21 protein-coding genes and 1 pseudogene are annotated in these 22,393 nt (G+C 71.6%); 6 read left to right on the plus strand and 16 right to left on the minus strand.

All coding sequences use genetic code 11. The annotated features are described in order from the left end of the window. Positions 1-11: 11 nt before the first annotated feature. Positions 12-776 (minus strand): TetR/AcrR family transcriptional regulator, encoded by a 765-nt coding sequence (locus AB0E07_RS35840; RefSeq protein WP_362261439.1) that lies wholly within the window; start codon positions 774-776, stop codon positions 12-14. Between the two features lie 310 nt (positions 777-1,086). On the opposite strand from AB0E07_RS35840, the gene AB0E07_RS35845 reads away from it, so the two are divergent. Next, the gene (locus AB0E07_RS35845; protein ID WP_362261441.1) at positions 1,087-1,536 is read left to right on the plus strand and encodes a nitroreductase family deazaflavin-dependent oxidoreductase; all 450 of its coding nucleotides are present in this window, start codon (positions 1,087-1,089) and stop codon (positions 1,534-1,536) included. Between the two features lie 110 nt (positions 1,537-1,646). On the opposite strand, the gene AB0E07_RS35850 is transcribed toward AB0E07_RS35845, so the two are convergent. Next, on the minus strand, positions 1,647-2,975 hold the full coding sequence (locus AB0E07_RS35850) for a geranylgeranyl reductase family protein (protein ID WP_362261443.1): 1,329 nt from the start codon (positions 2,973-2,975) through the stop codon (positions 1,647-1,649). A 193-nt stretch (positions 2,976-3,168) separates the two neighbouring features. Here AB0E07_RS35850 and AB0E07_RS35855 point away from each other — a divergent pair, with 193 nt between their 5' ends. Continuing rightward, on the plus strand, positions 3,169-4,524 hold the full coding sequence (locus tag AB0E07_RS35855; protein ID WP_362261445.1) for a dipeptidase: 1,356 nt from the start codon (positions 3,169-3,171) through the stop codon (positions 4,522-4,524). A gap of 163 nt (positions 4,525-4,687) precedes the next feature. Here the strand turns inward: AB0E07_RS35855 and AB0E07_RS35860 are convergent, their stop codons facing one another. From AB0E07_RS35860 to AB0E07_RS35870, 3 genes are all read right to left on the minus strand, one after another. Beyond that, the gene (locus AB0E07_RS35860) at positions 4,688-5,725 is read right to left on the minus strand and encodes an NUDIX domain-containing protein (protein WP_362261447.1); all 1,038 of its coding nucleotides are present in this window, start codon (positions 5,723-5,725) and stop codon (positions 4,688-4,690) included. Between the two features lie 146 nt (positions 5,726-5,871). Continuing rightward, a complete protein-coding gene (locus AB0E07_RS35865; protein WP_362261449.1) occupies positions 5,872-6,063 on the minus strand; it encodes a hypothetical protein in 192 nt (63 codons plus the stop codon). 239 nt (positions 6,064-6,302) lie between these two features. Continuing rightward, a complete protein-coding gene (locus tag AB0E07_RS35870; protein ID WP_362261451.1) occupies positions 6,303-7,250 on the minus strand; it encodes an ROK family protein in 948 nt (315 codons plus the stop codon). A gap of 192 nt (positions 7,251-7,442) precedes the next feature. On the opposite strand from AB0E07_RS35870, the gene AB0E07_RS35875 reads away from it, so the two are divergent. Together AB0E07_RS35875 and AB0E07_RS35880 are read left to right on the plus strand one after the other, a co-directional pair. Then, on the plus strand, positions 7,443-8,492 hold the full coding sequence (locus AB0E07_RS35875; RefSeq protein WP_362261453.1) for a LacI family DNA-binding transcriptional regulator: 1,050 nt from the start codon (positions 7,443-7,445) through the stop codon (positions 8,490-8,492). Between the two features lie 7 nt (positions 8,493-8,499). Beyond that, positions 8,500-9,291: a hypothetical protein gene (locus AB0E07_RS35880; RefSeq protein ID WP_362261455.1), complete on the plus strand. Its 792-nt coding sequence runs from the start codon at positions 8,500-8,502 to the stop codon at positions 9,289-9,291. On the opposite strand, the gene AB0E07_RS35885 is transcribed toward AB0E07_RS35880, so the two are convergent. Both AB0E07_RS35885 and AB0E07_RS35890 read right to left on the minus strand, forming a co-directional pair. Next, on the minus strand, positions 9,237-10,838 hold the full coding sequence (locus AB0E07_RS35885; protein WP_362261457.1) for a serine/threonine-protein kinase: 1,602 nt from the start codon (positions 10,836-10,838) through the stop codon (positions 9,237-9,239). The genes AB0E07_RS35880 and AB0E07_RS35885 overlap by 55 nt on opposite strands. A 248-nt stretch (positions 10,839-11,086) precedes the next feature. Next, the gene (locus tag AB0E07_RS35890; protein ID WP_362261459.1) at positions 11,087-12,391 is read right to left on the minus strand and encodes an aldolase/citrate lyase family protein; all 1,305 of its coding nucleotides are present in this window, start codon (positions 12,389-12,391) and stop codon (positions 11,087-11,089) included. A gap of 202 nt (positions 12,392-12,593) precedes the next feature. Between AB0E07_RS35890 and AB0E07_RS35895 the strand changes: the two genes are divergently transcribed. Next, complete coding sequence (locus AB0E07_RS35895; RefSeq protein ID WP_362261461.1) at positions 12,594-13,499, plus strand: endonuclease/exonuclease/phosphatase family protein; 906 nt, start codon at positions 12,594-12,596, stop codon at positions 13,497-13,499. A 62-nt stretch (positions 13,500-13,561) separates the two neighbouring features. Here AB0E07_RS35895 and AB0E07_RS35900 read toward each other — a convergent pair whose 3' ends face one another. The 4 genes and pseudogenes from AB0E07_RS35900 to AB0E07_RS35915 all read right to left on the minus strand — a co-directional run bounded on the left by AB0E07_RS35900 (position 13,562) and on the right by AB0E07_RS35915 (position 16,641). Further along, positions 13,562-14,524, minus strand: a complete 963-nt coding sequence (locus AB0E07_RS35900; protein WP_362261463.1) for an electron transfer flavoprotein subunit alpha/FixB family protein — start codon at positions 14,522-14,524, stop codon at positions 13,562-13,564. Between the two features lie 54 nt (positions 14,525-14,578). Then, complete coding sequence (locus tag AB0E07_RS35905; RefSeq protein ID WP_362261465.1) at positions 14,579-15,367, minus strand: electron transfer flavoprotein subunit beta/FixA family protein; 789 nt, start codon at positions 15,365-15,367, stop codon at positions 14,579-14,581. A gap of 219 nt (positions 15,368-15,586) precedes the next feature. Continuing rightward, on the minus strand, positions 15,587-16,093 hold the full coding sequence (locus AB0E07_RS35910) for a flavin reductase family protein (protein ID WP_362261467.1): 507 nt from the start codon (positions 16,091-16,093) through the stop codon (positions 15,587-15,589). Positions 16,094-16,226: 133 nt separating this feature from the next. After that, positions 16,227-16,641: pseudogene (locus AB0E07_RS35915) on the minus strand (thioredoxin family protein). Positions 16,642-16,948: 307 nt separating this feature from the next. On the opposite strand from AB0E07_RS35915, the gene AB0E07_RS35920 reads away from it, so the two are divergent. Continuing rightward, positions 16,949-17,677 (plus strand): lysophospholipid acyltransferase family protein, encoded by a 729-nt coding sequence (locus AB0E07_RS35920; protein WP_362261469.1) that lies wholly within the window; start codon positions 16,949-16,951, stop codon positions 17,675-17,677. A 74-nt stretch (positions 17,678-17,751) separates the two neighbouring features. Here the strand turns inward: AB0E07_RS35920 and AB0E07_RS35925 are convergent, their stop codons facing one another. The 5 genes from AB0E07_RS35925 to AB0E07_RS35945 all read right to left on the minus strand — a co-directional run bounded on the left by AB0E07_RS35925 (position 17,752) and on the right by AB0E07_RS35945 (position 22,355). Beyond that, positions 17,752-18,441: a phenylalanine--tRNA ligase beta subunit-related protein gene (locus AB0E07_RS35925; RefSeq protein ID WP_362261472.1), complete on the minus strand. Its 690-nt coding sequence runs from the start codon at positions 18,439-18,441 to the stop codon at positions 17,752-17,754. A gap of 13 nt (positions 18,442-18,454) precedes the next feature. Continuing rightward, the gene (locus tag AB0E07_RS35930) at positions 18,455-19,027 is read right to left on the minus strand and encodes a transglutaminase family protein (protein WP_362261474.1); all 573 of its coding nucleotides are present in this window, start codon (positions 19,025-19,027) and stop codon (positions 18,455-18,457) included. Between the two features lie 75 nt (positions 19,028-19,102). Continuing rightward, complete coding sequence (locus tag AB0E07_RS35935) at positions 19,103-20,173, minus strand: low specificity L-threonine aldolase (protein ID WP_362261476.1); 1,071 nt, start codon at positions 20,171-20,173, stop codon at positions 19,103-19,105. Further along, the gene (locus AB0E07_RS35940) at positions 20,170-20,922 is read right to left on the minus strand and encodes an SDR family NAD(P)-dependent oxidoreductase (protein ID WP_362261478.1); all 753 of its coding nucleotides are present in this window, start codon (positions 20,920-20,922) and stop codon (positions 20,170-20,172) included. Before AB0E07_RS35940 ends, AB0E07_RS35935 begins: the two co-directional genes overlap by 4 nt. A 35-nt stretch (positions 20,923-20,957) precedes the next feature. Further along, positions 20,958-22,355, minus strand: coding sequence for a DUF6421 family protein (locus tag AB0E07_RS35945; protein WP_362261480.1), 1,398 nt, complete (start codon positions 22,353-22,355; stop codon positions 20,958-20,960). Between the last annotated feature and the right edge of the window lie 38 nt (positions 22,356-22,393).

Consider the following 22,393-nt stretch of genomic DNA (forward strand, 5'->3'; position numbering starts at 1 on the left):
GCGCGCGGCCATCATCGAGCCCCGTCGGCCGGACCCGTCTGCGGGTACACCAGGCCGACTCCCTGGGCGAGTTGGGACGCCGCGTGCCGGAAGAAGCGCTCACGGTCCTCGACCACCCGGTGGAACTGCCCGAACACCTCGAACCCGACCAGCCCGAACAGCTGCGACCAGGCCGCGACGAGAGCCACCGCGGTCTCCGGGGGAAGGTCCGGGGCCAGGTCGGCGGCCATGCGCCGGCCCTCGGGACGCAGGTCCGCGGGCAGGGGCGGCTTGGCGAGCCCAAGGCCCTGGTGCGCGTCGCGCAGGATGCCGATGAAGACCTCCCCGACCCGCGCGGCGGCCGGGACCGTGGTCTCGGGAGCGCGGTAGCCGGGGACGGGGGACCCGTAGATCAGCGCGTACTCGTGCGGATGCGCGAGCGCCCACCGCCGCACACCCTCACAGACCGCGACCCAGCGGCGCGCGGGGCCGGCGTCGGCGAAGTCGTCACGGGCGGCCTCGGCGCACTCACCGACCGCGTTGTAGGCGTCGATGATCAGGGCGGTCAGCAGGTCGTCGCGGCTGGGGAAGTAGCGGTAGAGCGCGGAGGACACCATGCCGAGTTCACGGGCCACGGCGCGCAATGACAGCTTGGCGGCGCCGTCGTCGGCGAGCTGTCTGCGCGCCTCGCCCTTGATGGCCGCGGTGACCTCGATCCTGGCCCTGGCCCTGGCGCCCTGCGGGGCGCTGCCGTGTCCGGTCGTGCCGGGTCCGGTCGTGCCGTCTGCGGTCGTCATGCCGGGCATTGTTCCATGGATTCGAGAGCAGTGCACACAATCGGGAGCGGTGCTCTGATTAAGGATCGGCGCCCCGATTGAGGATCGACGCTCCGATACAGAAGCGTCGCACTGAAACGAGAGCACCTGTCGGAAACGAGAGCAGTGCTCTTGCATTGGGGTGCCGGTGTCGTCCACACTGAGGGAGCAGCAAGCGAGAGCGGCGCTCACGAAAGAGAGCGGTGCTCACGCCTGCGCCAAGAGCGCCGCTCGAAAGAAGGAGCGCCGCTCACCAAAGAGAGCAGCGCTCCACCAACTCAGGGGGAACCCGATGACCGCACACGTCAAGAAGCCCGGCTGGTTCACCGTCAACGTCCTCAACCGCACCGTCGCCTGGCTGACCCGCCGCGGCCTCAGCGTGTGGGGCTCCCGCGTCCTCGCCGTCCGCGGCCGTAAGAGCGGCGAGTGGCGGACCACGCCCGTGAACCTGCTGACCGTCGACGGCCGGCATTACCTGGTCGCACCGCGCGGCCACGTCCAGTGGACCCACAACATGCGGGCCGCCGGGGGCGGCGAACTGCACCTGGGCAAGAAGGCGGACCCCTTCACCGCGCAGGAGGTGTCCGACGACGACAAGGTCCCCCTCCTGCGCGCCTACCTCAAGCGCTGGAAGGCCGAGGTCGGCGTCTTCTTCAACGGGGTCGGCCCCGACTCCCCCGACACCGACCTGCGCCGCATCGCCCCGGACCACCCGGTCTTCGAGGTCATCTTCACGAACTGAGGTCGCCTTAACGAACTGAGGTCACCTTCAAGAACCAAGGTCACCTTCACGAACCGAGGTCACCTTCAAGAACCGAGGTCGCCGACGAGGACCGGGAACACCCCGGGGCATCAGGCCCCGGCGGCCCCGCCCCCGTCCTTGGAACCAGAAGCATCCGCCGAACCGGAGGCGTCCCCGGAACCGGAAGCCGCCGATGCCGCCGATGCCGCCGAGGCCTCCGCGCCCGCCGCCGGCCGCCGGTCAAGGGCGAACAGGGCCCGCTGAGCCACCGGATGGCTGCGCATCAGCTCACCCAGCGTCGTGGCGCCCCGGGTGATGTCCATGAACGCCCGCCAGGCGGGCCGGAAACCGGTGAGCGCGGCGTGGAACACCCCGGGCCGCCGCTCGAACGCCTTCAGCAGCCGCTTGCCGACGCTCATCTCCACACCCAGCCCGGCCTTGACCGCGAAGGCGTAGTTCAGTGCCTGGCGACGGGCGTCCACGGCGTCGTGCGCCTCGGCGATCCGGACCGCCCACTCCCCCGCGAGCCTCCCCGACCGCAGCGCGAACGAGATGCCCTCGCGCGTCCAGGGCTCCAGCAGCCCCGCCGCGTCCCCGCACACCAGGACCCGGCCCCGGGAGAGCGGCGAGTCGTCGGCACGGCAGCGCGTCAGATGACCGGAGGAGATGCTCGGTTCGAACCCGGCGAGCCCGAGCCGCCCGATGAAGTCCTCCAGGTAACGCTTGGTGGCGGCACCCTCGCCGCGGGCCGAGATCACGCCGACGGTCAGGGTGTCCCCCTTGGGGAAGACCCAGCCGTAACTGCCGGGCATCGGGCCCCAGTCGATGAGCACCCGCCCCTGCCAGTCCTCGGCGACGGTCCCCGGCACCGGGATCTCCGCCTCCAGGCCGAGGTCCACCTGGTCGAGCTTGACCCCGACATGGGCTCCTATCCGGCTGGCGCTGCCGTCCGCGCCGACGACCGCCCGCGCGAGCAGCGTCTCGCCGCCCTGGAGGACGACGGCCACCGTGCGCCGGTCGGGCACGGCCGAGCCGTGCTGTTCGACGCGCTGGACGGTGACGCCGGTACGGAGTTCGGCGCCCGCCTTCTCCGCGTGCTCGACCAGCTGCTGGTCGAACTCGGGCCGGTTGATGAGGCCGAACAGCATCTGCTTGGAGCGGCGGGTGCGGGCGAAGCGTCCGTTGTGGGAGAACGTCACCGCCTGCACCCGGTCCCGCAGAGGCAGTTCGAAGCCGGGTGGCAGGCAGTCGCGCGAGGGCCCGATGATGCCGCCGCCGCAGGTCTTGTAGCGGGGCAGTTCGGCTTTCTCCAGCAAGAGCACCCGTCGTCCCGCGACCGCCGCCGCGTACGCGGCCGAAGCCCCCGCCGGTCCCGCGCCGACCACGACGACGTCCCACACCTGCTGCACGTCGTCCGCCGAAGAGTTCTCGCTGCTCACGATGGTCTACTGCTCCCGATCAAGCCGCCTGCCGCTGCTGTCCCCCGCATCCTACGGCGGCGGTCACCGCAGGTCGTTGTGGGAGGATCGGCGACGTAGGCGCCCACCGCACCCGGCGGAGCCTACGCTCACACGATCAGCCGTACACAGAAGTACGCACACGTACAACGTCGCACCTACAAGGAGCGTGCCCATGTCGTCGAATTCGGTCGCCGAAACCGTCGCCTCGCTGATGCCGAGGGCGAAGGAGGAACTCACCGAACTGGTGGCGTTCAAGTCGGTGGCGGACTTCGAGCAGTTCCCCAGGAGCGAGAGCGAGGGTGCCGCCCGCTGGGTCGCGGACGCCCTGCGCGCGGAGGGGTTCGAGGACGTGGCCCTGCTGGACACGCCCGACGGCACCCAGTCGGTGTACGGCTGCCTGCCCGGACCGGAGGGCGCCAGGACGGTGCTGCTGTACGCCCACTACGACGTACAGCCGCCGCTCGACGAGTCCGGGTGGCTGACCCCGCCGTTCGAGCTGACCGAGCGGGACGGCCGCTGGTACGGCCGGGGCACCGCCGACTGCAAGGGCGGCCTGGTCATGCACCTGCTGGCGCTGCGCGCGCTCAGGGCGACGGGCGGGGTGCCGGTCCGGGTGAAGGTGATCGCAGAAGGTTCCGAGGAGATGGGCACCGGCGGTCTGGAGCGCTACGCCGAGGCGCACCCCGAGGTGCTGGAGGCCGACACGATCGTCATCGGCGACGCGGGCAACTTCCGGGTCGGGCTGCCGACGGTCACCACGACGCTGCGCGGGATGACCATGCTCCGGGTGCAGGTCGACACGCTGGAGGGCAATCTGCACTCCGGCCAGTTCGGCGGCGCCGCCCCGGACGCGCTGGGCGCCCTCATCCGCGTACTGGACTCGCTGCGCGCGGAGGACGGCTCGACGACGGTGGACGGGCTGACGCCGGAGTCCGCGTGGGACGGACTCCCCTACGACGAGGCGCAGTTCCGTGCGGATGCCAAGGTGCTGGACGGGGTGGAGCTGATCGGCTCGGGCTCGGTCGCGGACCGGATCTGGGCGCGTCCGGCGGTGACGGTGCTCGGGATCGACTGCCCGCCGGTGGTCGGCGCCACGCCGTCCGTGCAGTCCAGCGCCCGCGCGCTGATCAGCCTGCGGGTGCCGCCGGGCGTGGACGCGGCCGAGGCGACCAAGCTGCTCCAGGCCCACGTCGAGGCGCACACGCCGTGGGGCGCGCGGGTGCGGACCGAGCAGGTCGGCCAGGGACAGCCCTTCAGCGCCGACACGACGAGCCCGGCGTACGAGGCGATGGCGCGGGCGATGGCGGAGGCGTACCCGGGCCAGGAGATGCAGTACGCGGGTCAGGGCGGCTCCATCCCGCTGTGCAACACCCTCGCGGCGCTGTACCCGGACGCCGAGATCCTGCTGATCGGCCTCAGTGAGCCGGAGGCGCAGATCCACGCGGTGAACGAGAGCGTGTCGCCGGAGGAGCTGGAGCGGCTCTCGGTGGCGGAGGCGCTGTTCCTGCGCAACTACGCGGGAAGCTGAGCGCCCCCACCACTCGGGGACCCGGAACCGGTCACTCGGTTCCGGGGCAGCGGCCCGGCCCCTCACGTGCCCCGGTCTGCTCCCGCCCCTGTCAAAGCATCGGACCCCGGTCTGCTCCCGTCTCCCTTCAAGGCATCGGACCCCGGTCTGCTCCCGTCTCCCTTCAAGGCATCGGATTTCCCGCCTCCAGGTAGAGCGCGGCCCCGCGTTCGCGGGCGCGCAGGGCCCAGCGCAGGCGTTCGTAGCGGACCGGCGGCAGCAGGTCGGCGGCCTCCTGCTCGGTCACGAAGCGCCAGGCCCGTAGTTCGGGGCCGGGCAGCAGCAGCCGGCCGGCCCGCTCGGCGTCGAGCCGGCCGCCGTCGAAGAGCAGGCGCAGACCGCCGTAGCCGGGCGGCGCGGGCGGTTCCCAGTCGACGACGAGGAGCCGGGGCACCTCGGTGAGGTGGATCCCGGTCTCCTCGGCGACCTCGCGGACGCCCGCGCGCGCGGGCGCCTCACCGGGTTCGACGACTCCGCCGGGGAACTCCCAGCCGGGCTTGTAGGTGGGATCGACGAGCAGGACGCGGTCCTCCTCGTCGAAGAGGAGGACGCCCGCGGCGACCGTCTCGGCCGTCGGCTCGGGGGTCTGCACGATGTCGCACGCGGGCACGGTCCCCGCGGCGAGGGTCTCGGCGATCCGGGCGGCCGTCTGCCGCGGGGTGAGCCGGCCGTTGTCGACGGGGTGGGCGTCGGCGCCGAGCCAGTCGGCGAGCGCGGTGCGGTAGGTCTCGATGTGGTCGTACGACCACTGCCGGGTGCGCAGTTCGCCGTCCGGGACGTCGGGGACCTCTTGTTGCGCGATACGGTCCCGCAGGATCGTTTCCGCCGGGGCCAGGAGAACATGCCGTACGGCGATCCGGCGCGCGGCCAGGCCGCCGAAGATCTCGTCGCGGTACTCCTGGCGCAGCAGGGTCATCGGGACCACCAGGGTGCCGCCGAGTTCGGCGAGCAGGCCGGCCGCCGTGTCGATCACGAGGCGGCGCCAGATCGGCAGGTCCTGGAAGTCGCCGACCTCGGCGAGGTGTTTGGGCGGGAGCAGGTGCGGAAGCGCTCCGCCGATGACCTCGGGGTCGAAGAGCGTGCTGTTCGGGATCAGTTCGATCAGTTCCCGTGCGGTGGTGGTCTTCCCCGCACCGAAAGGCCCGTTGATCCAGACGATCACAGACTCCCCCTCTTCTGTTGGCCCCCTGTGGCTTGCCCGCTCCACCCTGCCACGGAAACCAGTTCCCGTTGAGGGCGCGCACAAGGCGGCGCCGGTGCCCCCTGGAGCGGGGACGCCGGCGCCGGGCCCGGAGGCAGGAGGTGGGCTCAGTCGCCCTGGCCGAGGGCGTTCTCGTCGACGGCCAGGCTGTCGCTGGCGATGGTGCTGTCGAGGGTGGAGAGGGTCTTGTCCACGTCGATGTCGGTCAGGTCGCTGCCCAGGGAGTGGGAGGGCGTGATCGCCGCGACGACGAAACCGGTGGCCAGGGAGGCGATGGCGAGCATGCTGCGCTTCTTCATGACGGTTTCAACTGCGCAGCCGTGCGAAGGTCACGGGAGCGGCGTGAGGCAGGGGCCACCGGAGGGACGTACGGGGTCGGCGGGCCCGCTCTCCCCGTACCGTGCCGACACCCCGAGGCGGCGCGGGAACCGCCCCGGTACCGCCCGGCGGAGGGGAACCAATCGGCCGGAACCGCGCGGGCCCGCCACCGCCCGCCCGCGCCTGAACGTTCCTGCGGGGCTCGTGCCGGGCCTGCCGATCAGACCCGCGCCGCGTCCGCGCTCCGCGTCAGTGCCGCGGCCGCCGCGCCGACCAGGCCGGCGTCCGTGCCCATCTGGGCCGGTGTGATCGTCAGTCGCTGGACGAAGGAGAGGGTGGCGTAGTCACCGAGGGCCTTGCGCAGCGGCGCGAGCAGGATGTCACCCGCCTTGCCGACGCCGCCGCCGATGACCGCGATGTCGATCTCGACCAGCGTCGCGGTGGCCGCGATCCCGGCGGCCAGGGCCCGCGCGGCCCGCTCGAAGGAGGCCACGGCGACCGGATCACCGGCGCGGGCGGCCTCGGCCACCGCGGCGGCGGAGGTGTCGCCGTCAGGGCCCGGACTCCAGCCGTTGTCCAGGGCGCGCCGGGCGATGTTGGGACCGCTCGCGATGCGCTCCACGCACCCGCGCGCGCCGCACGGGCAGGGGTCGCCGTCGAGGTCGACGCTGATGTGCCCGATGTGACCGGCGTTGCCGGTGGGACCGGGGTGCAGCCGCCCGTTGAGAACGAGTCCGCCACCGACGCCCGTGGAGACCACCATGCACAGCGCGTTGTCGTGGCCCCGGGCGGCGCCCTGCCAGTGCTCGGCCGCGGTGATGGCGACGCCGTCGCCGATCAGCTCGACGGGGAGCCCGCCCACCGCTTCGCGGACCCGGCGCACCAGGGGGAAGCCACGCCAGCCCGGAACGTTCACCGGACTCACCGTGCCCGCGGAGGCGTCCACGGGTCCCGCGCTGCCGATCCCGAGGGCGCTCACCCCCGCCCACAGCGGGGACGCCGTCAGCTCGCCGAGCACCGCCTCGACCGCGCCCATCACCGTGTCACCGCTCTCCCCGGCCGGGGTCGGGCGCTGGGCGCGCGCCAGGATCCGGCCGCGGCCGTCCACGAGAGCTCCGGCGATCTTGGTTCCACCGATGTCGAGCGCGGCGACGAGGTCGGGGTGCATCAGAGTCAGTTCTCCCGGTCAACCATAGGAAAGGGGTCAGGCCGGTCTGGCGGTGGGGACACAGGCCGGTACGTGCGGTGGACAGTGTCTCCCGACTCTGACAACGTTGTCCAGGCTCTATGCTCGACGCCACATCCTCATACAAACCATGGGCCACCGCATCCCCGTGGACGACAGGACAGGATCCGCATCGTGCCCGAGACCATCCGCCGATCCGACCGCACGCCCGGAAACCGTTACGGCAACCGCCCGACGATGAAGGACGTGGCCGCTCGTGCGGGAGTCGGACTGAAGACGGTCTCGCGGGTCGTCAACGGCGAGCCGGGGGTCACGCCCGAGACCGAGCGCCGGGTCCAAGAGGCCATCGACGCGCTCGGTTTCCGCCGCAACGACAGCGCCCGGGTGCTGCGCAAGGGCCGTACGGCGAGCATCGGGCTGGTCCTGGAGGATCTCGCCGACCCCTTCTACGGCCCGCTCAGCCGCGCCGTGGAGGAGGTGGCGCGGGCGCACGGCGCCCTGCTGATCAACGGTTCCAGCGCCGAGGACCCCGAGCGCGAGCAGGAGCTGGCCCTGGCCCTGTGCGCGCGGCGGGTGGACGGGCTGGTGGTGATCCCCGCCGGTGACGACCACCGCTATCTGGAGCCCGAGATCAGGGCGGGCGTGGCGACCGTGTTCGTGGACCGTCCGGCCGGGCAGATCGACGCCGATGTCGTCCTGTCGGACAACTACGGCGGCGCCCGGGACGGAGTGGCCCATCTGATCGCCCACGGTCACCGCAGGATCGGCTTCATCGGTGACATGCCCCGCATCCACACCGCCGCCGAGCGACTGCGCGGCTACCGGGCGGCCATGGAGGACGCGGGCATAGCCGTGGAGGACTCCTGGATGTCCCTGGGTGTCACCGGCCCCGAGCGGGTCCGCAGGGCCGCCGAGGAGATGCTCTCCGCCCCGCAACCGGTCACCGCGATCTTCACGGGCAACAACCGGGTGACGGTCACGGTGATCCGGGTCCTGGCCGAGCAGGCCCGCCGGGTGGCGCTGATCGGCTTCGACGACCTGGAACTCGCCGACCTGCTCCAGCCGGGCGTCACCGTCGTCGCGCAGGATGCGGCGGCCCTCGGCCGGACGGCCGCCGAGCGTCTCTTCCGGCAGCTCGACGGTTCGCTCGTCAGTCCCGAGCGTATCGAGCTGCCCACCCGGCTGATCACCCGCGGCTCGGGTGAACTGCCCCCGGCGGACTGAGCGGCCGATGGCGGACCGTACCCTCGCGGCACTGGGGCTGGCCGAGGCACCCCGGGACCATCCGCTGCTCTACCCCGGCCGCTGGCCCGCGGACTCCGGGCTGCTGGACGGCGACCGGCTGCTGCCCCTGGACCACCTGACCCACCCGGACCGCACCCCCGTGCTCGCCATCGGCTCCAACGCCTGTCCGGGCCAACTGCGCCACAAGCTGGACGAGTTCGGCATCGACTCGCCGGTCCCGATGGTCAGGGCCCGGGTCACGGGGCTGAGGATCGGAGTCTCCGCGCATGTCAGCCGACTGGGCTACGTGTCGGCCGCGCCGGTCCACGCGCCCGGCGCGGCACGGGAGTTGTTCGTCCTCTGGCTCGACGCCGAGCAGCTCGCGGTCGTCGACGCCAGCGAGGGCGTGCCACTGCCCGACGGGAACTTCCGGCGCGCCTGGCTGCCGTCCGAGGTGGTGCGGATCGACCTGGCGGACGGCACCACGCTGCCGGGCGCGTACTCCTATGTGAACCGGCGGGGCGTGCTGCACGACGGCTCGGGGGTGCCGCGCACGCATCCCGGCCAGCGGGAACTGCTCACCGAACTCCTCCTGGGCTCGCCCCTGTTGAGGGAGCTGTTCGGGTCGACGCCGGAGGAGTTCTGCGCGCGGGCCCGCGCCGACCGGCTGCTGTGCGAGCGGGGCACCCGGCTGTTCGCGCGGGAGGGCCTGGTGACCTCGCACGGCCTGGAGCGCTACGTCCCTCAGCAGACCGGGAGTCCGGGTACGGGCTCGTCGTTGTCGCCGCCCCGGACGTAGACGTCGCTGACGTAGACGTCCGAGTTGCCGCTGTCGTCGTCGGTCCTGGCCCACCAGACGTTGGTCCACTCGCGGTAGGTCTCGCGGCGGCCGAGGTTCGCCTGGCAGTAGAAGTAGTTGGTGCCGGCCCGCAGGATGCCGACCTCGGCGCCGTCGGCCGTGTAGGACTTCGCGGTGCGCGAGACCTCGCAGTTGTACTTGCCGCCGCCGATGGGGTGGCAGGCGGAGACGTCGGTGCCGGGGACCGAAGTCGGCGTGGGCGTCGGAGTGGGAGTCGGAGTGGGAGTCGACTTCGGCGACGGGGTCCCGTCGTCGTCCTTGCCGGTGGGCTCGTCGCCGGCCGCGCCCGAGTTCTTCGTGGTGCGCGGGGAGGACGAGGTGGGCGGTGCGGCGGACGTCCCCGTGCCGTCCGCGTTGTCCAGCAGGACGGCGGTGACCGCGGCGGAGGTCAGCAGGGCCGCCACGGCGGCACTGGCGAGCAGCACGCGGCCCCTGCGACGCGCGGCGCCCGGCCCGCCCGGGGGGCCGACGGCGCCCTCACGGTCCGCCGGGTGGGCGAGGTCGCGCAGCGGCGGGGCCGGCGGCTCGGGCTCGCGCGGTACGGCCGCGGCCGCGCTCTCGGTAGCCGTGCGGTCCGGCGAGGCCGTGGCGGCGGGGCCGCGCACGGTGGTCGTGGGTCTGTCGCCGCCGCCCGACTCGGCGACCCTGCGCAGGAGTTCGCGGGCCTCCTCGGCTCCCGGGCGGGCCTCGGGACCCTTCTCCATCAGGCGCCGGAGGACGGGGCCGAGCGGCCCGGTGCGGTGCTGGTCGGGCAGCGGGTCGGAGACGATCGCGGTGAGGGTGGCGAAGGCCGAGGTGCGCCGGAAGGGTGCCGTGCCCTCGACGGCGGCGTACAGCGTGGCGCCGAGCGCCCACACGTCGGAGGCGGGGCCGGGGTCGGCGCCCCGGGCCCGCTCGGGCGCCAAGTAGTCGAGGGAGCCGACCAGTTCACCGCTGCGGGTGAGGTGGGTGGCCGAGCCGTCGCCCGGGTCCTCCATGGTGGCTATGCCGAAGTCGGTCAGCACGACCCGGCCCGACCGGTCGAGGAGGATGTTGCCGGGCTTGACGTCGCGGTGCAGGACGCCGGCGCGGTGGGCGGCGGCCAGCGCGTCCATGACCTCGGCGCCGATCGCGGCCGCCTCGTACGGGTCGACGGTGCCCCGTTCGCGTATCACGTCGTCCAGGGACGGCCCGTCGACCAGTTCCATGACGATCAGGGGGCGCCCGTCGACCTCGGTGACGTCGTGGACGGCCACGACCGCGGAGTGGCGCACCCGGGCCGCCGCGCGGGCCTCGCGCTGCATGCGGAGCCGCAGGGCGTCGAGTTCGGGGCCGTCGGCGTCGATGTAGGTGCGCAGTTCCTTGACCGCGACCTCGCGGCCGAGGACCTCGTCACGGGCCCTCCAGACCACGCCCATGCCGCCTCGGCCGAGCTGGGCCAGGACGCGGTACCGCCCGGCCAGCAGCCGGCCCGCCCCGTCCCTCTGTCCGTACTCCCCCGAAGACACCGCTGCCCCGTTCCTGTGGTCCCGCCCTGTGTGGCGTACAGCCTAGAGGCAGCGGTTGAGGCCCTTCGCGGGGTCCGGTACGGCTAGTGCCGCGTCAGGCAACGTTCGCCCCGTCGCGGCGTCCGGCACGCACTCTCGCCGCACCGGGCACAAGCCCAAGTACATCCAGTACGAGGGCTTGCACCCGGCACGCCGAGAGCACGCACCGGACGCCGCTCCTTGACGGGCAAACGTTGCCTGACGCGGCACTAGCTCCCGGAGATCGTCAGGTCGCCGCGCCGCGGGGAGGCGAAGCCCTCCAGGTCGGCCCTCGTCAGGCCGGTGAGGCGGGCGACCTCCGCGGTGTCCAGGGCGCCGCAGTCCAGGCCGCGGAGCAGGTAGCCGCTGAGGGCCTTGGCGGTGGCGGGCTCGTCCATGACGTCGCCGCCCGCGCGGTTGGCGTAGCGGGCGAGCCGGGCGGCCGCCTGCTCGAACCCCTCGCGGTAGAAGGCGAACACGGCGGCGTACCGGGTCGGGATGTGGCCGGGGTGCATGTCCCAGCCCTGGTAGTAGGCGCGGGCCAGGGCGCGGCGGGTCAGGCCGTAGTGCAGCCGCCAGGCGTCGTGGACCTTCTCGGTCGTACCGACCGGGAGGACGTTGGTGGAGCCGTCGGAGACGCGTACGCCGGTGCCCGCGGCGGCGACCTGCATGACCGCCTTGGCGTGGTCGGCGGCGGGATGGTCGCTGGCCTGGTAGGCGGCGGAGACGCCGAGGCAGGCGCTGTAGTCGAAGGTGCCGTAGTGCAGGCCCGTGGCGCGGCCCTCGGCGGCCTGGATCATCCGGGCGACGGCGGCGGTGCCGTCGGTGGCGAGGATGGACTGGCTGGTCTCGATCTGGATCTCGAAGCCGAGCCGGCCGGGCTCCAGACCGCGGGCCTTCTCGAAGGCCTCCAGGAGGCGGACCATGGCGGCCACCTGCTCGGGATAGGTGACCTTGGGCAGGGTGAGCACCAGGCCGTCGGGGAGTCCGCCCGCCGCCATCAGGCCGGTGAGGAAGATGTCCAGGGTGCGGATGCCGCGGTCGCGGACGGCGGCCTCCATGCACTTCATCCGGATGCCCATGTACGGCGCCGCCGTGCCGTCGCGGTACGCCTCGGCGATCACCCGGGCCGCGCGGGCGGCCGCCTCGTCCTCCTCGGCGTCGGGGCGGGGGCCGTAGCCGTCCTCGAAGTCGACCCGCAGGTCTTCCACGGGCTCCCGCTCCAGCTTGGCCCGCACCCTGCCGTAGACGGGCTCGGCGAGTTCCTCGCCCAGGCCGAGGACGGCGGCGAAGGAGGCTGCGTCGGGGGCGTGCTCGTCGAGCGCGGCGAGGGCCCGGTCGCCCCAGGAGCGGATCGTCCGGGCGTCGAAGACGTCGCCGGGGACGTACACGGTGTGGACGGGCTGGCGGGTGCCGGGGTCGCCGGGGTAGCGGCGCTCCAGTTCGGCGTCGACCGGGGCGAGGGAGGCGCTGATCTCCTCGCTGACGGCGCCCGCGAGACTCGTCGCCACCTGCTCCTGCTGGCCCTGACCCATCCCACACCCTCCAGTTTTCCGCTGTACGGAATCAACAATCCGTAGAACGAAGTTATCCGGGGACCTTCCGGATGGTCAACACCATGTCCATGTGGAGCCACTCGGTCATCCCGCCGTGTTCACGTCCGCCTCATGGCGCGCTATGACACTCAGGGGGCACGTCCGCACGACTCGTCCGGCAGTTCCCAGCGAAGGAGCCCGAGTGCCGAACCACAGCCGAGTCACGCGCCGTCTGGGCCTGAAGACCGCGCTGGCCGCCGCGGTGACCACGCCCCTGTCCAGTACAGCACTGACCTCGCAGTCCGCCGCGGCGGGGGAACGTCCCCGCACCCGTCTGGAGGTCATGTCGTTCAACCTGCGCTTCGCGAGCGCCACGGAACCCCACAGCTGGGACGTGCGCAGACCGGTGACGCGCGCGCTGCTGCGCCGGGAGCGCCCGCACGTCATCGGCACCCAGGAGGGACTCTTCCCGCAGCTGCTGGACATCGGCGACGACCTCGGCCGGCACTACGACCGGATCGGCACCGGCCGCCTGCGCGGCAGCGCCGACGAATCCATGGCGGTCTTCTACGACACCCGCCGCCTCACCCCGGTCGAGTACGACCACTTCTGGCTCTCCGACACCCCTTACACGATCGGGTCGAACACCTGGGGCGCGGCCTTCCCCCGCATGGTCACCTGGGTCCGCTTCCGCGACCGGCAGGCCGGTGACCGGGAGTTCTGCCTGATGAACACCCACTTCGACCACCGCGGCCAGTCCGCGCGGGAGCGCTCCGCCGCGCTGATGGCCGAGCGGATCGCCGGCTTCGACCCGGCGCTGCCGGTCGTGGTGACGGGTGACTTCAACGTCGCCGCCCACGGGAACGCCGTGTACGACGCCCTGCTCGGCGCCGGTCTGCTCGACACCTGGGACACCGCCGCGGAACGCGGGCCCCTGTGCGGGACCTTCCACGGCTACCGCCCGCTGGTGCCGGACGGCGACCGCATCGACTGGATCCTGGTCACGCCGGGCGTGACGACGCACCGGGCGGCCGTCAACACCTTCGCCGTGGACGGACGGTTCCCGAGCGACCACCTGCCCGTGCAGGCGTCCCTGAGCCTGGGCTGAACGCGCCGAGGCCCCCGGGACCGGCGCCGCGGTCCCGGGGGCCTCGTCGAGCCCGGTGGTGATCAGCCCTTGCGGGTCTTGATCTCCTCGGTGAGCTGCGGGACGACGTCGAAGAGGTCGCCGACCACGCCGTAGTCGACCAGGTCGAAGATCGGGGCCTCGGCGTCCTTGTTGACGGCGACGATCGTCTTCGAGGTCTGCATACCGGCGCGGTGCTGGATCGCGCCCGAGATGCCGTTGGCGATGTAGAGCTGCGGCGAGACCGACTTGCCGGTCTGGCCGACCTGGTTGGTGTGCGGGTACCAGCCGGCGTCGACGGCGGCACGCGAGGCACCGACGGCCGCGCCGAGGGAGTCGGCGAGCGCCTCGATGATCGCGAAGTTCTCCGAGCCGTTCACACCACGGCCGCCGGAGACCACGATCGCGGCCTCGGTCAGCTCGGGGCGGCCGGTCGACTCGCGCGGCGTGCGCGCGGTGACCTTGGTGCCGGTGGCCTGCGCGGAGAAGGTGACCGCGAGGGCCTCGACCGCGCCGGCGGCCGGGGCGGCCTCCACGGCGGCCGAGTTCGGCTTGACCGTGATGACCGGGGTGCCCTTGGAGACACGGGACTTGGTGGTGAAGGCGGCGGCGAACACCGACTGGGTGGCGACCGGGCCCTCGTCGCCGGCCTCCAGGTCGATGGCGTCGGTGATGATGCCGGAGCCGATGCGCAGCGCCAGACGGGCGGCGATCTCCTTGCCCTCGGCGGAGGACGGGACCAGCACGGCGGCCGGGGAGACGGCCTCGTAAGCGGCCTGGAGGGCGTCGACCTTCGGGACGACCAGGTAGTCGGCGTACTCGGAGGCGTCGTGAGTGAGGACCTTCACCGCGCCGTGCTCGGCGAGGGCGGCGGCGGTGTCGGCGGCGCCGGCACCCAGAGCGACGGCGACGGGCTCGCCGACGCGGCGGGCCAGCGTCAGCAGCTCCAGGGTGGGCTTGCGGACGGCGCCGTCCACGTGGTCGACGTAGACGAGAACTTCAGCCATGGGATTGCTCTCCTGCGGAATGCGAAGTCTGAGGGGCGGTAAGGGGGTTGGGCCTTAGATGAACTTCTGGCCCGCGAGGAACTCAGCGAGCTGCTTGCCGCCCTCGCCCTCGTCCTTGACGATCGTGCCGGCGGTACGGGCCGGACGCTCGGCCGCGGAGTCGACCGCGGTCCAGGAGCCCTCCAGGCCGATCTCCTCGGCCTCGATCTCCAGCTCCTCCAGGTCCCAGGACTGAACCGGCTTCTTCTTGGCCGCCATGATGCCCTTGAAGGACGGGTAACGCGCCTCGCCCGACTGGTCGGTGACGGACACGACGGCCGGCAGGGATGCCTCCAGCTGCTCGGAGGCGGCGTCGCCGTCGCGACGGCCCTTGACGGTGCCGTCCTCGACGGAGACCTCGGAGAGCAGGGTGACCTGCGGGACGCCCAGGCGCTCGGCGAGCAGCGCGGGGACGACGCCCATGGTGCCGTCGGTGGAGGCCATGCCGGAGATGACCAGGTCGTAGCCGGCCTTCTCGATCGCCTTCGCCAGCACCAGCGAGGTGCCGATGGCGTCGGTGCCGTGCAGGTCGTCGTCCTCGACGTGGATCGCCTTGTCGGCACCCATGGACAGGGCCTTGCGGAGCGCGTCCTTGGCGTCCTCCGGGCCCACGGTCAGCACGGTGACCTCGACGTCGTCGTCCGAGTTCTCGGAGATCTGCAGCGCCTGCTCGACGGCGTACTCGTCGAGCTCGGAGAGCAGACCGTCCACGTCGTCCCGGTCGACGGTCAGGTCATCGGCGAAGTGCCGGTCGCCAGTGGCGTCGGGCACGTACTTCACAGTGACAACGATCCTCAAGCTCACGCCGGCTCTCCTACTGCGTCGACATTTCTCTGCTGCCTGCTTGCAGGCAGCATAGGCGCCTGAAGCGGCCGTTCCCGTCCGGGGCGACCTGCGCTCCGAACGAAATATTACTCGTCAGTACACCCAGTTCGTTCCCGCTAAGCAAGCGCTTTGAACTGTGACCTTCGCAACGCAGCGTAATCGGAACCGGACCATTTCGCAGAACTGTCCGATACCCGGTCAGTCGCGCAGACCGGTGAACCCGCCCTGGTGGTACACCAACGGCCGCCCGGGGCCGGTGGATTGCCCGAACAGCAGCTCCGCCAGGACGATCCGATGATCACCGGCCGGGACCCGCGCCGCGACCCGGCAGACCAGCCAGGCGCGCACGCCGTCGAGGACCGGGACGCCCTCGGGACCCTCGCGCCAGGCGGTGGGCGCGGCGAAGCGGTCGGCGCCGCTGCGGGCGAAGGTGGCCGCGAGTTCGCGCTGGTGCTCGCCGAGCAGGTGCACGCCGACATGGGCGGACCGCGCGACGGTGGGCCAACAGGAGGAACCGGCGCCGATGCCGAAGGAGAGCATCGGGGGTTCCGCGGAGACCGAGGCGAGGGAGGTCGCGGTGAAGCCGACGGGACCGTGCTCCCCGCGGGCTGTGATCACCGCGACACCGGCGGCGTGCCGGCGGAAGACGGAGCGCAGCAGTTCGGGCGAGGCGATCCGGGCGTCGACGTCGGGCGTGGCGGTCATGGTCACCTGGGGAGGGGGTACGCGGGGGACATCCCGTCAGACTGACGATAGATGGTTCGTACAGTCAAGTACGTACGGGGATGTGGGAGATGACTCACTGTCGGCACGGCATCCCTCGTCGGCACGGCATCCCTCACACCGCCTCGCCGAGGGCCGCGATGACGTCCGCCCTGCGCGGCTGCCCGGTGGCCCGCCGCACCACGCGCCCCCGAGCGTCCAGCACCAGGACCGTGGGCGTCTTGAGGATGTCCAGCTCCCGCACCAGCTCCAGCCGGTCCTCGGCGTCGATCTCGACGTGCGCGACACCGGGGACCATCGCGGCCACTTCCCCGAGCACCCGCCGGGTGGCCCGGCAGGGCGCGCAGAAGGCGCTGGAGAACTGCACCAGGGTGGCCCGTTCGCCCAGCGGCCCGCCCAGTTCGTCCGGCCCCAGCCGCTTGCCCTCGTCCCGCCCGCGCACCCGCGCCCTCCCGCTCCGCCGCCGTTGAAGCACCCCGTGGACGCTCGCTGCCGCGAGCACCGCCACGCGACATGACCAGTCCGGTCACCACCCGCTCCAGCGTTCACGAGACCGCGAAGATTCCCGCTTTCCCGAACGCCGCGTTCGGCTCCCGTCTCGGGTGCGAGATGTGCCCGCTGATCCGGCGGGTGACGGTTCGCGCGGAGTAAGAAAACGATAAAACCCGAGGTGGATCAAGGGGTGACGTGACGAGGATCTCGCCGTTCACCGGCACCAGGGCTGGCTCCCCGCTCGTTCTTCGGGCACGATCTGCGACATGCCGTAAACCTACGGCTGCGTAGCTTTCGCGCCGGGAGCAACCTTCCCAGGCAGAGAAGGAAGGGTCCACCCCGTCCATGGCAGAGCTTGTCTACCGCCCCGTCGTCGGTCTCGCCGTCACCCTGTTCAAGGCATGGGACCTCAAGATCGACTGCAAGGGGTCGGAGAACATCCCACGCTCGGGCGGTGCCGTGCTGGTGAGCAATCACATCAGCTACCTGGACTTCGTCTTCAACGGACTGGCCGCACTCCCCCAGAAGCGCCTGGTGCGCTTCATGGCGAAGGAGTCCGTCTTCCGGCACAGGATCTCCGGCCCGCTGATGCGCGGGATGAAGCACATCCCGGTCGACCGCAAGCAGGGCGAGGCCGCCTACCAGCACGCGCTGGAGTCGCTGCGCTCCGGCGAGATCGTGGGCGTCTTCCCGGAGGCCACGATCTCGCAGTCGTTCACCCTGAAGAGCTTCAAGTCGGGTGCGGCCCGGCTCGCCCAGGAGGCCGGCGTCCCGCTGATCCCGATGGCGGTCTGGGGCACCCAGCGCCTGTGGACCAAGGGCCACCCGCGCAACTTCAAGCGCAGCCACATCCCCGTGACCATCCGGGTCGGCGAGGCGATCGAGGCGTCCAAGGACAAGTACGCGGGCGCCCTCACCCGTCAGGTGCGCGAGCGCGTGCAGGAGCTTCTGGAGGCCGCCCAGCGCGCGTACCCGGTGCGCCCCAAGGACGCGAGCGACACCTGGTGGATGCCCGCGCACCTCGGCGGTACGGCGCCCACGCCGGAGCAGGTCCGCGAGGCCGAGGCCCGCTGACGGCTAGGGCGTGTTTTGAAAGTCCCGCCTGCCCCGCGCCCTTCGGGCGGACGACGGGACTTTCAAAACACGCCCTAGGACCGGCCGACCGTCACCCTCGCCCCGGGGCTGAACTTCTCCAGCAGGGCGGCGAGTTCGTCCGCCGCTCGCTCCACCTCGGCGAGCGGCTCGGGTGCGAGGCTCTCCAGCAGGAAGAGCGCCGAGACCGTCTCCTCGGTGAGACGGGTGCGCGGGCCCTGACGCCAGTTCCAGCGGCGGCAGGTGACGCCCGCGCCGTCGCACCACACGACCTCGCCGGCGTCCGGGTGCTCGACCGCTTCGGCACCGTCGGCGACCGTGACGAAGGGCTCCTCGCCGGTGGCCCTGATCAGCCGCATACCGCCCTGGATCCGGTCGGTGTCCTCACCGCCGACGGGGATCAGATGCGCCACGCTGATCGCGTTGTAGAGGTCGACGAGCACATTGATCCGGGGCAGGCCGGCACCCGACAGGGCCCGCCTGGCCAGCGCCTCGGCGGAGTTGCGGGTGCGCGAGGGCTTGGACCCGAAGGCCGTGTAGACCTCACGCCACGCCGCCATGTGCGGATCCTCGTGCGGGGCGCGTCCGTCCAGGCGCTCGGCCAGGCGGCGGGCCGCGTCGTCGAGGAGCGCGGAACTGCCCTCGGTACTGGGCCCGTTGACGAGCCCCTGGGCTTCGACGGTGAGGTACGAGAAGCCCGGCGCGAGGGCCCGCACCTCGTCGGACACGGTCAGTGTGAGGGTCATGGTCCGCCTTGCCTCAGAGTGCGGTCGGAAGGATCTGCCACAGGTGCGGCAGGTCGGTCGCGCTCCGGAGGGCGGCGAGGGCTGCCGGGTGCGGTTTAGCGTACAGCACCGGATAGTCCAGCTCATTGGACTCGGGGTCGACCGGGAAGGCCAGTCGTTCACCGTCGAGGGAGAACCGGGCGTCCACCCCGGGCTTGTTGCCCCGGGGGTCCTGCCGGTGCCAGGCCCCGCGGAAACGGACGGCCACCAGCCCGTGCACGACATCGAACCTCTGGTAGCACAGGGCCGTGGGGATGTCCTCGGCCCGCAACAGGGCCGCCAGCGCATGGGACTTGGCGTAACAGATGCCGGTGCGCTGCTCCAGCACGTCCGAGGCTCGCCAGGTCACGCGCGGGTCCCCGGAATCCTGCGAGTGCGGAATCTCGTCACGTACGAACTCGAAGGCCAACCGCGCATAGGCATACGAGTCCTCGGCCTGTTCGGCGAGGCGGGCGGCGATCCGGCGCACCACCGGGTGCTCATGGTCGACAGCCTCGTCAGCAGCCAAGTACGCGGAGAGGTCGGGGGTTTCCTGCTTCAGCTCCATGGCCGCCGAGCATAGGAAAGCGATCACCCGAGATTCAATGTTTTTTCGGGTGACCGCATACCTATGCAGGAATGGCTAGTGCGCCATCTCCTCCTTCAGCGCCGCCAGGAAGGCGTCCACGTCGTCCTCGGTGGTGTCGAAGGAGCACATCCAGCGCACGACACCCTCGTTCTCGTCCCAGAAGTAGAAGCGGAAGCGCTTCTGCAGACGCTCGCTCACCTCGTTCGGGAGCTTGGCGAAGACACCGTTGGCCTGCACGGGGTAGAGGATCTCGACGCCGTGGACGGCGCGGACGCCCTCGGCGAGCCGCTGCGCCATCTCGTTGGCGTGCCGGGCGTTCCGCAGCCACAGGTCCTTGGCGAGCAGCGCCTCCAACTGCACCGACACGAAGCGCATCTTGGAGGCGAGCTGCATGGACAGCTTGCGCAGGTGCTTCATGTGGCTGACCGCGTCCGGGTTGATCACCACGACCGCCTCACCGAACAGGGCGCCGTTCTTGGTGCCGCCCAGCGAGAGGACGTCGACGCCGACGGCGTTGGTGAAGGTCCGCATGGGGACGTTCAGCGAGGCCGCGGCGTTGGCTATCCGGGAGCCGTCGAGGTGCACCTTCATACCGCGCGCGTGGGCGTGGTCGCAGATCGCGCGGATCTCCTCGGGCGTGTACAGCGTGCCCAGCTCGGTGCTCTGGGTGATCGAGACGACCTGCGGCATCGCCCGGTGCTCGTCCTCCCAGCCCCATGCCTGCCGGTCGATCAGCTCGGGGGTGAGCTTGCCGTCCGGCGTGGGCACGGTGAGCAGCTTCAGGCCGCCCATCCGCTCGGGTGCGCCGCCCTCGTCGACGTTGATGTGCGCGCTCTCGGCGCAGATCACCGCGCCCCAGCGGTCGGTGACCGCCTGGAGCGCGACGACATTGGCACCGGTGCCGTTGAAGACCGGGAACGCCTCCGCCGTGGGCCCGAAGTGACTGCGGACGATCCCCTGGAGGTTCTCCGTGTAGTCGTCCTCGCCGTAGGCGACCTGGTGGCCGCCGTTGGCGAGGGCCAGTGCGGCGAGGATCTCCGGGTGGACGCCGGCGTAGTTGTCGCTGGCGAAACCGCGGAGCTCCGGGTCGTGATGGCGACGCGCATCGGTCTTCGGGGGGTTCACGGCTTCTCGGTGAGCCACAGACGCTGTCCGTTCACTTCCGCGGCGGGCTTGTCCCAGACGCCGACGATGGCCTCGGCGAGGTCGTCGACGTCGGTGAAGCCCGCGAACTTCGCGTTGGGGCGCTCATCGCGCATCGCCTGGTGCACCAACGCCTTCACCACCAGGATCGCAGCCGCCGACGTCGGCCCCTGCTCGCCCCCGGCCTTCTTGAAGTAGTCGGCCATGGCGAGCGTCCACGCCTCGGCCGCGGCCTTGCCGGCGGCGTACGCGGCGTTGCCCGCGGTCGGGTTGCTCGCGCCCGCGGCGCTGATCAGGACGTACCGGCCGCGGTCGCTGCGCTGGAGCGCCTCGTGGAAGGCGAGGGTGGTGTGCTGGACGGTGCGGATCAGCAGCAGTTCCAGGAAGTCCCAGTCGTCGAGGCTGGTCTTGGTGAAGGTCTCGCTGCCGCGCCAGCCGCCGACGAGGTGGACGAGGCCGTCGACGCGGCCGAAGTCCTTCTCGATCCGGGTGGCCCAGTCACGGGTGGAGTCCAGATCCAGCAGGTCGACCGTGTCACCGACGACGGTGGCACCGCCGTGCGCGTAGCTGGCCGCGTCCACGGCCGCGGCCAGGCGCTCCGGGTCGTTGTCGGAGCCCACCACGGTCGCGCCCGCCTCGGCCAGCCGCAGCAGGGCCGCCCGGCCGGCGGGGCCGCCCGCGCCCGCGACCGCGATCACCGCACCGTTGAGCGTCCCGTTCCCGTTTCCCATCTTGCCCTCCTGAGCCAGGTTCTCGGCACGGTCGCTCACGCGGCGACCCGCTCGGCGCTGTCCGCCGTGATGCCCTTGGTCGAGGCGATCACGTTCTTGAGCTTCTTGGACAGGGCCTCATAGAACATGCTCAGCGGAAACTCGTCGGGAAGCACGTCATCGACGAGCTTGCGCGGCGGCTGGGTCAGGTCCAGGGCGTCCGGGCCCTTGGCCCACTTGGAGCCGGGGTGCGGGGAGAGGAAGCCGGAGACCAGCTCGTACCCGGCGAACCAGTGGACGAGCTTGGGGCGGTCGATGCCGTCGCGGTACAGCTTCTCGATGTCGGCGCAGAGCTGGTTGGTGACCTGAGGGGCGCGCTGCCAGTCGATGAACAGCTTGTTGTCGGTCCAGCGGACGACGTCGTGCTTGTGCAGGTAGGCGAAGAGCAGCTGCCCGCCGAGGCCGTCGTAGTTGCGGTTGCGGTCGCCGGTGACCGGGAAGCGGAACATCCGGTCGAAGAGCACGGCGTACTGCACGTCGCGGGCCTGCGGGACGCCGTCGGCCTCCAGCTTCACGGCCTCCTTGAAGGCGGTGAGGTCGCAGCGCAGCTCCTCCAGGCCGTACATCCAGAACGGCTGGCGCTGCTTGATCATGAAGGGGTCGAAGGGCAGGTCGCCGTGGCTGTGGGTGCGGTCGTGGACCATGTCCCACAGGACGAACGCCTCCTCGCAGCGCTTCTGGTCGTGGACCATCGCGGCGATGTCCTCAGGCAGCTCCAGGCCGAGTATCTCGACGGACGCCTCGGTGACCCGGCGGAAGCGGGCGGCCTCCCGGTCGCAGAAGATGCCACCCCAGGTGAATCGTTCCGGCGCCTCGCGCACGGCGATCGTCTCGGGGAAGAGCACGGCGGAGTTGGTGTCGTACCCGGCCGTGAAGTCCTCGAACTTGATGCCGCAGAACAGCGGGTTGTCGTAGCGGGTGCGCTCCAGTTCGGCCAGCCAGTCCGGCCAGACCATGCGCAGCACGACCGCTTCGAGGTTGCGGTCGGGGTTGCCGTTCTGGGTGTACATCGGGAAGACGACCAGGTGCTGGAGGCCGTCGGCGCGGTGCGCGGCGGGCTGGAAGGCCAGCAGCGAGTCCAGGAAGTCCGGCACCTCGAAGCCGCCCTCGGCCCAGCGGCCGAGGTCCTGCACGAGGGCCTTGTGGTAGTCGGCGTCGTGCGGCAGCAGCGGGGAGAGCTCCTCGACGGCCTCGGTGACACGCCGTACGGCGGCCTCGGCGTCCGCCCGCGCGGGCGCTCCCTCGGCCTCGAAGTCGATCGACCCGTCCTTGGACTGCCATGGCCGGATCTGCTCCACGGCATCCTTGAGCACGGGCCATGCCGGGTGCTCCACCACCCTGACCGCAGGAGGAACCTGCTCCCCCACACCCGACTGCACAAGAATTTCCGTCATGTCCCATCCTCCACGGGAGAACCTCGCGTAAGACCACC

The organism is Streptomyces sp. NPDC048002 (assembly GCF_040653275.1).
Lineage (GTDB): Bacteria > Actinomycetota > Actinomycetes > Streptomycetales > Streptomycetaceae > Streptomyces.

Excerpts from the sequence above, each read along its gene's own strand:
- AB0E07_RS35840 (WP_362261439.1), bottom strand. The coding sequence starts at position 776 with ATGACGACCGCAGACGGCACGACCGGACCCGGCACGACCGGACACGGC.
- AB0E07_RS35845 (WP_362261441.1), top strand. The coding sequence starts at position 1,087 with ATGACCGCACACGTCAAGAAGCCCGGCTGGTTCACCGTCAACGTCCTC.
- AB0E07_RS35855 (WP_362261445.1), top strand. The coding sequence starts at position 3,169 with ATGTCGTCGAATTCGGTCGCCGAAACCGTCGCCTCGCTGATGCCGAGG.
- AB0E07_RS35865 (WP_362261449.1), bottom strand. The coding sequence starts at position 6,063 with ATGAAGAAGCGCAGCATGCTCGCCATCGCCTCCCTGGCCACCGGTTTC.
- AB0E07_RS35870 (WP_362261451.1), bottom strand. The coding sequence starts at position 7,250 with ATGCACCCCGACCTCGTCGCCGCGCTCGACATCGGTGGAACCAAGATC.
- AB0E07_RS35880 (WP_362261455.1), top strand. The coding sequence starts at position 8,500 with ATGGCGGACCGTACCCTCGCGGCACTGGGGCTGGCCGAGGCACCCCGG.
- AB0E07_RS35890 (WP_362261459.1), bottom strand. The coding sequence starts at position 12,391 with ATGGGTCAGGGCCAGCAGGAGCAGGTGGCGACGAGTCTCGCGGGCGCC.
- AB0E07_RS35900 (WP_362261463.1), bottom strand. The coding sequence starts at position 14,524 with ATGGCTGAAGTTCTCGTCTACGTCGACCACGTGGACGGCGCCGTCCGC.
- AB0E07_RS35910 (WP_362261467.1), bottom strand. The coding sequence starts at position 16,093 with ATGACCGCCACGCCCGACGTCGACGCCCGGATCGCCTCGCCCGAACTG.
- AB0E07_RS35920 (WP_362261469.1), top strand. The coding sequence starts at position 16,949 with ATGGCAGAGCTTGTCTACCGCCCCGTCGTCGGTCTCGCCGTCACCCTG.
- AB0E07_RS35925 (WP_362261472.1), bottom strand. The coding sequence starts at position 18,441 with ATGACCCTCACACTGACCGTGTCCGACGAGGTGCGGGCCCTCGCGCCG.
- AB0E07_RS35930 (WP_362261474.1), bottom strand. The coding sequence starts at position 19,027 with ATGGAGCTGAAGCAGGAAACCCCCGACCTCTCCGCGTACTTGGCTGCT.
- AB0E07_RS35940 (WP_362261478.1), bottom strand. The coding sequence starts at position 20,922 with ATGGGAAACGGGAACGGGACGCTCAACGGTGCGGTGATCGCGGTCGCG.
- AB0E07_RS35945 (WP_362261480.1), bottom strand. The coding sequence starts at position 22,355 with ATGACGGAAATTCTTGTGCAGTCGGGTGTGGGGGAGCAGGTTCCTCCT.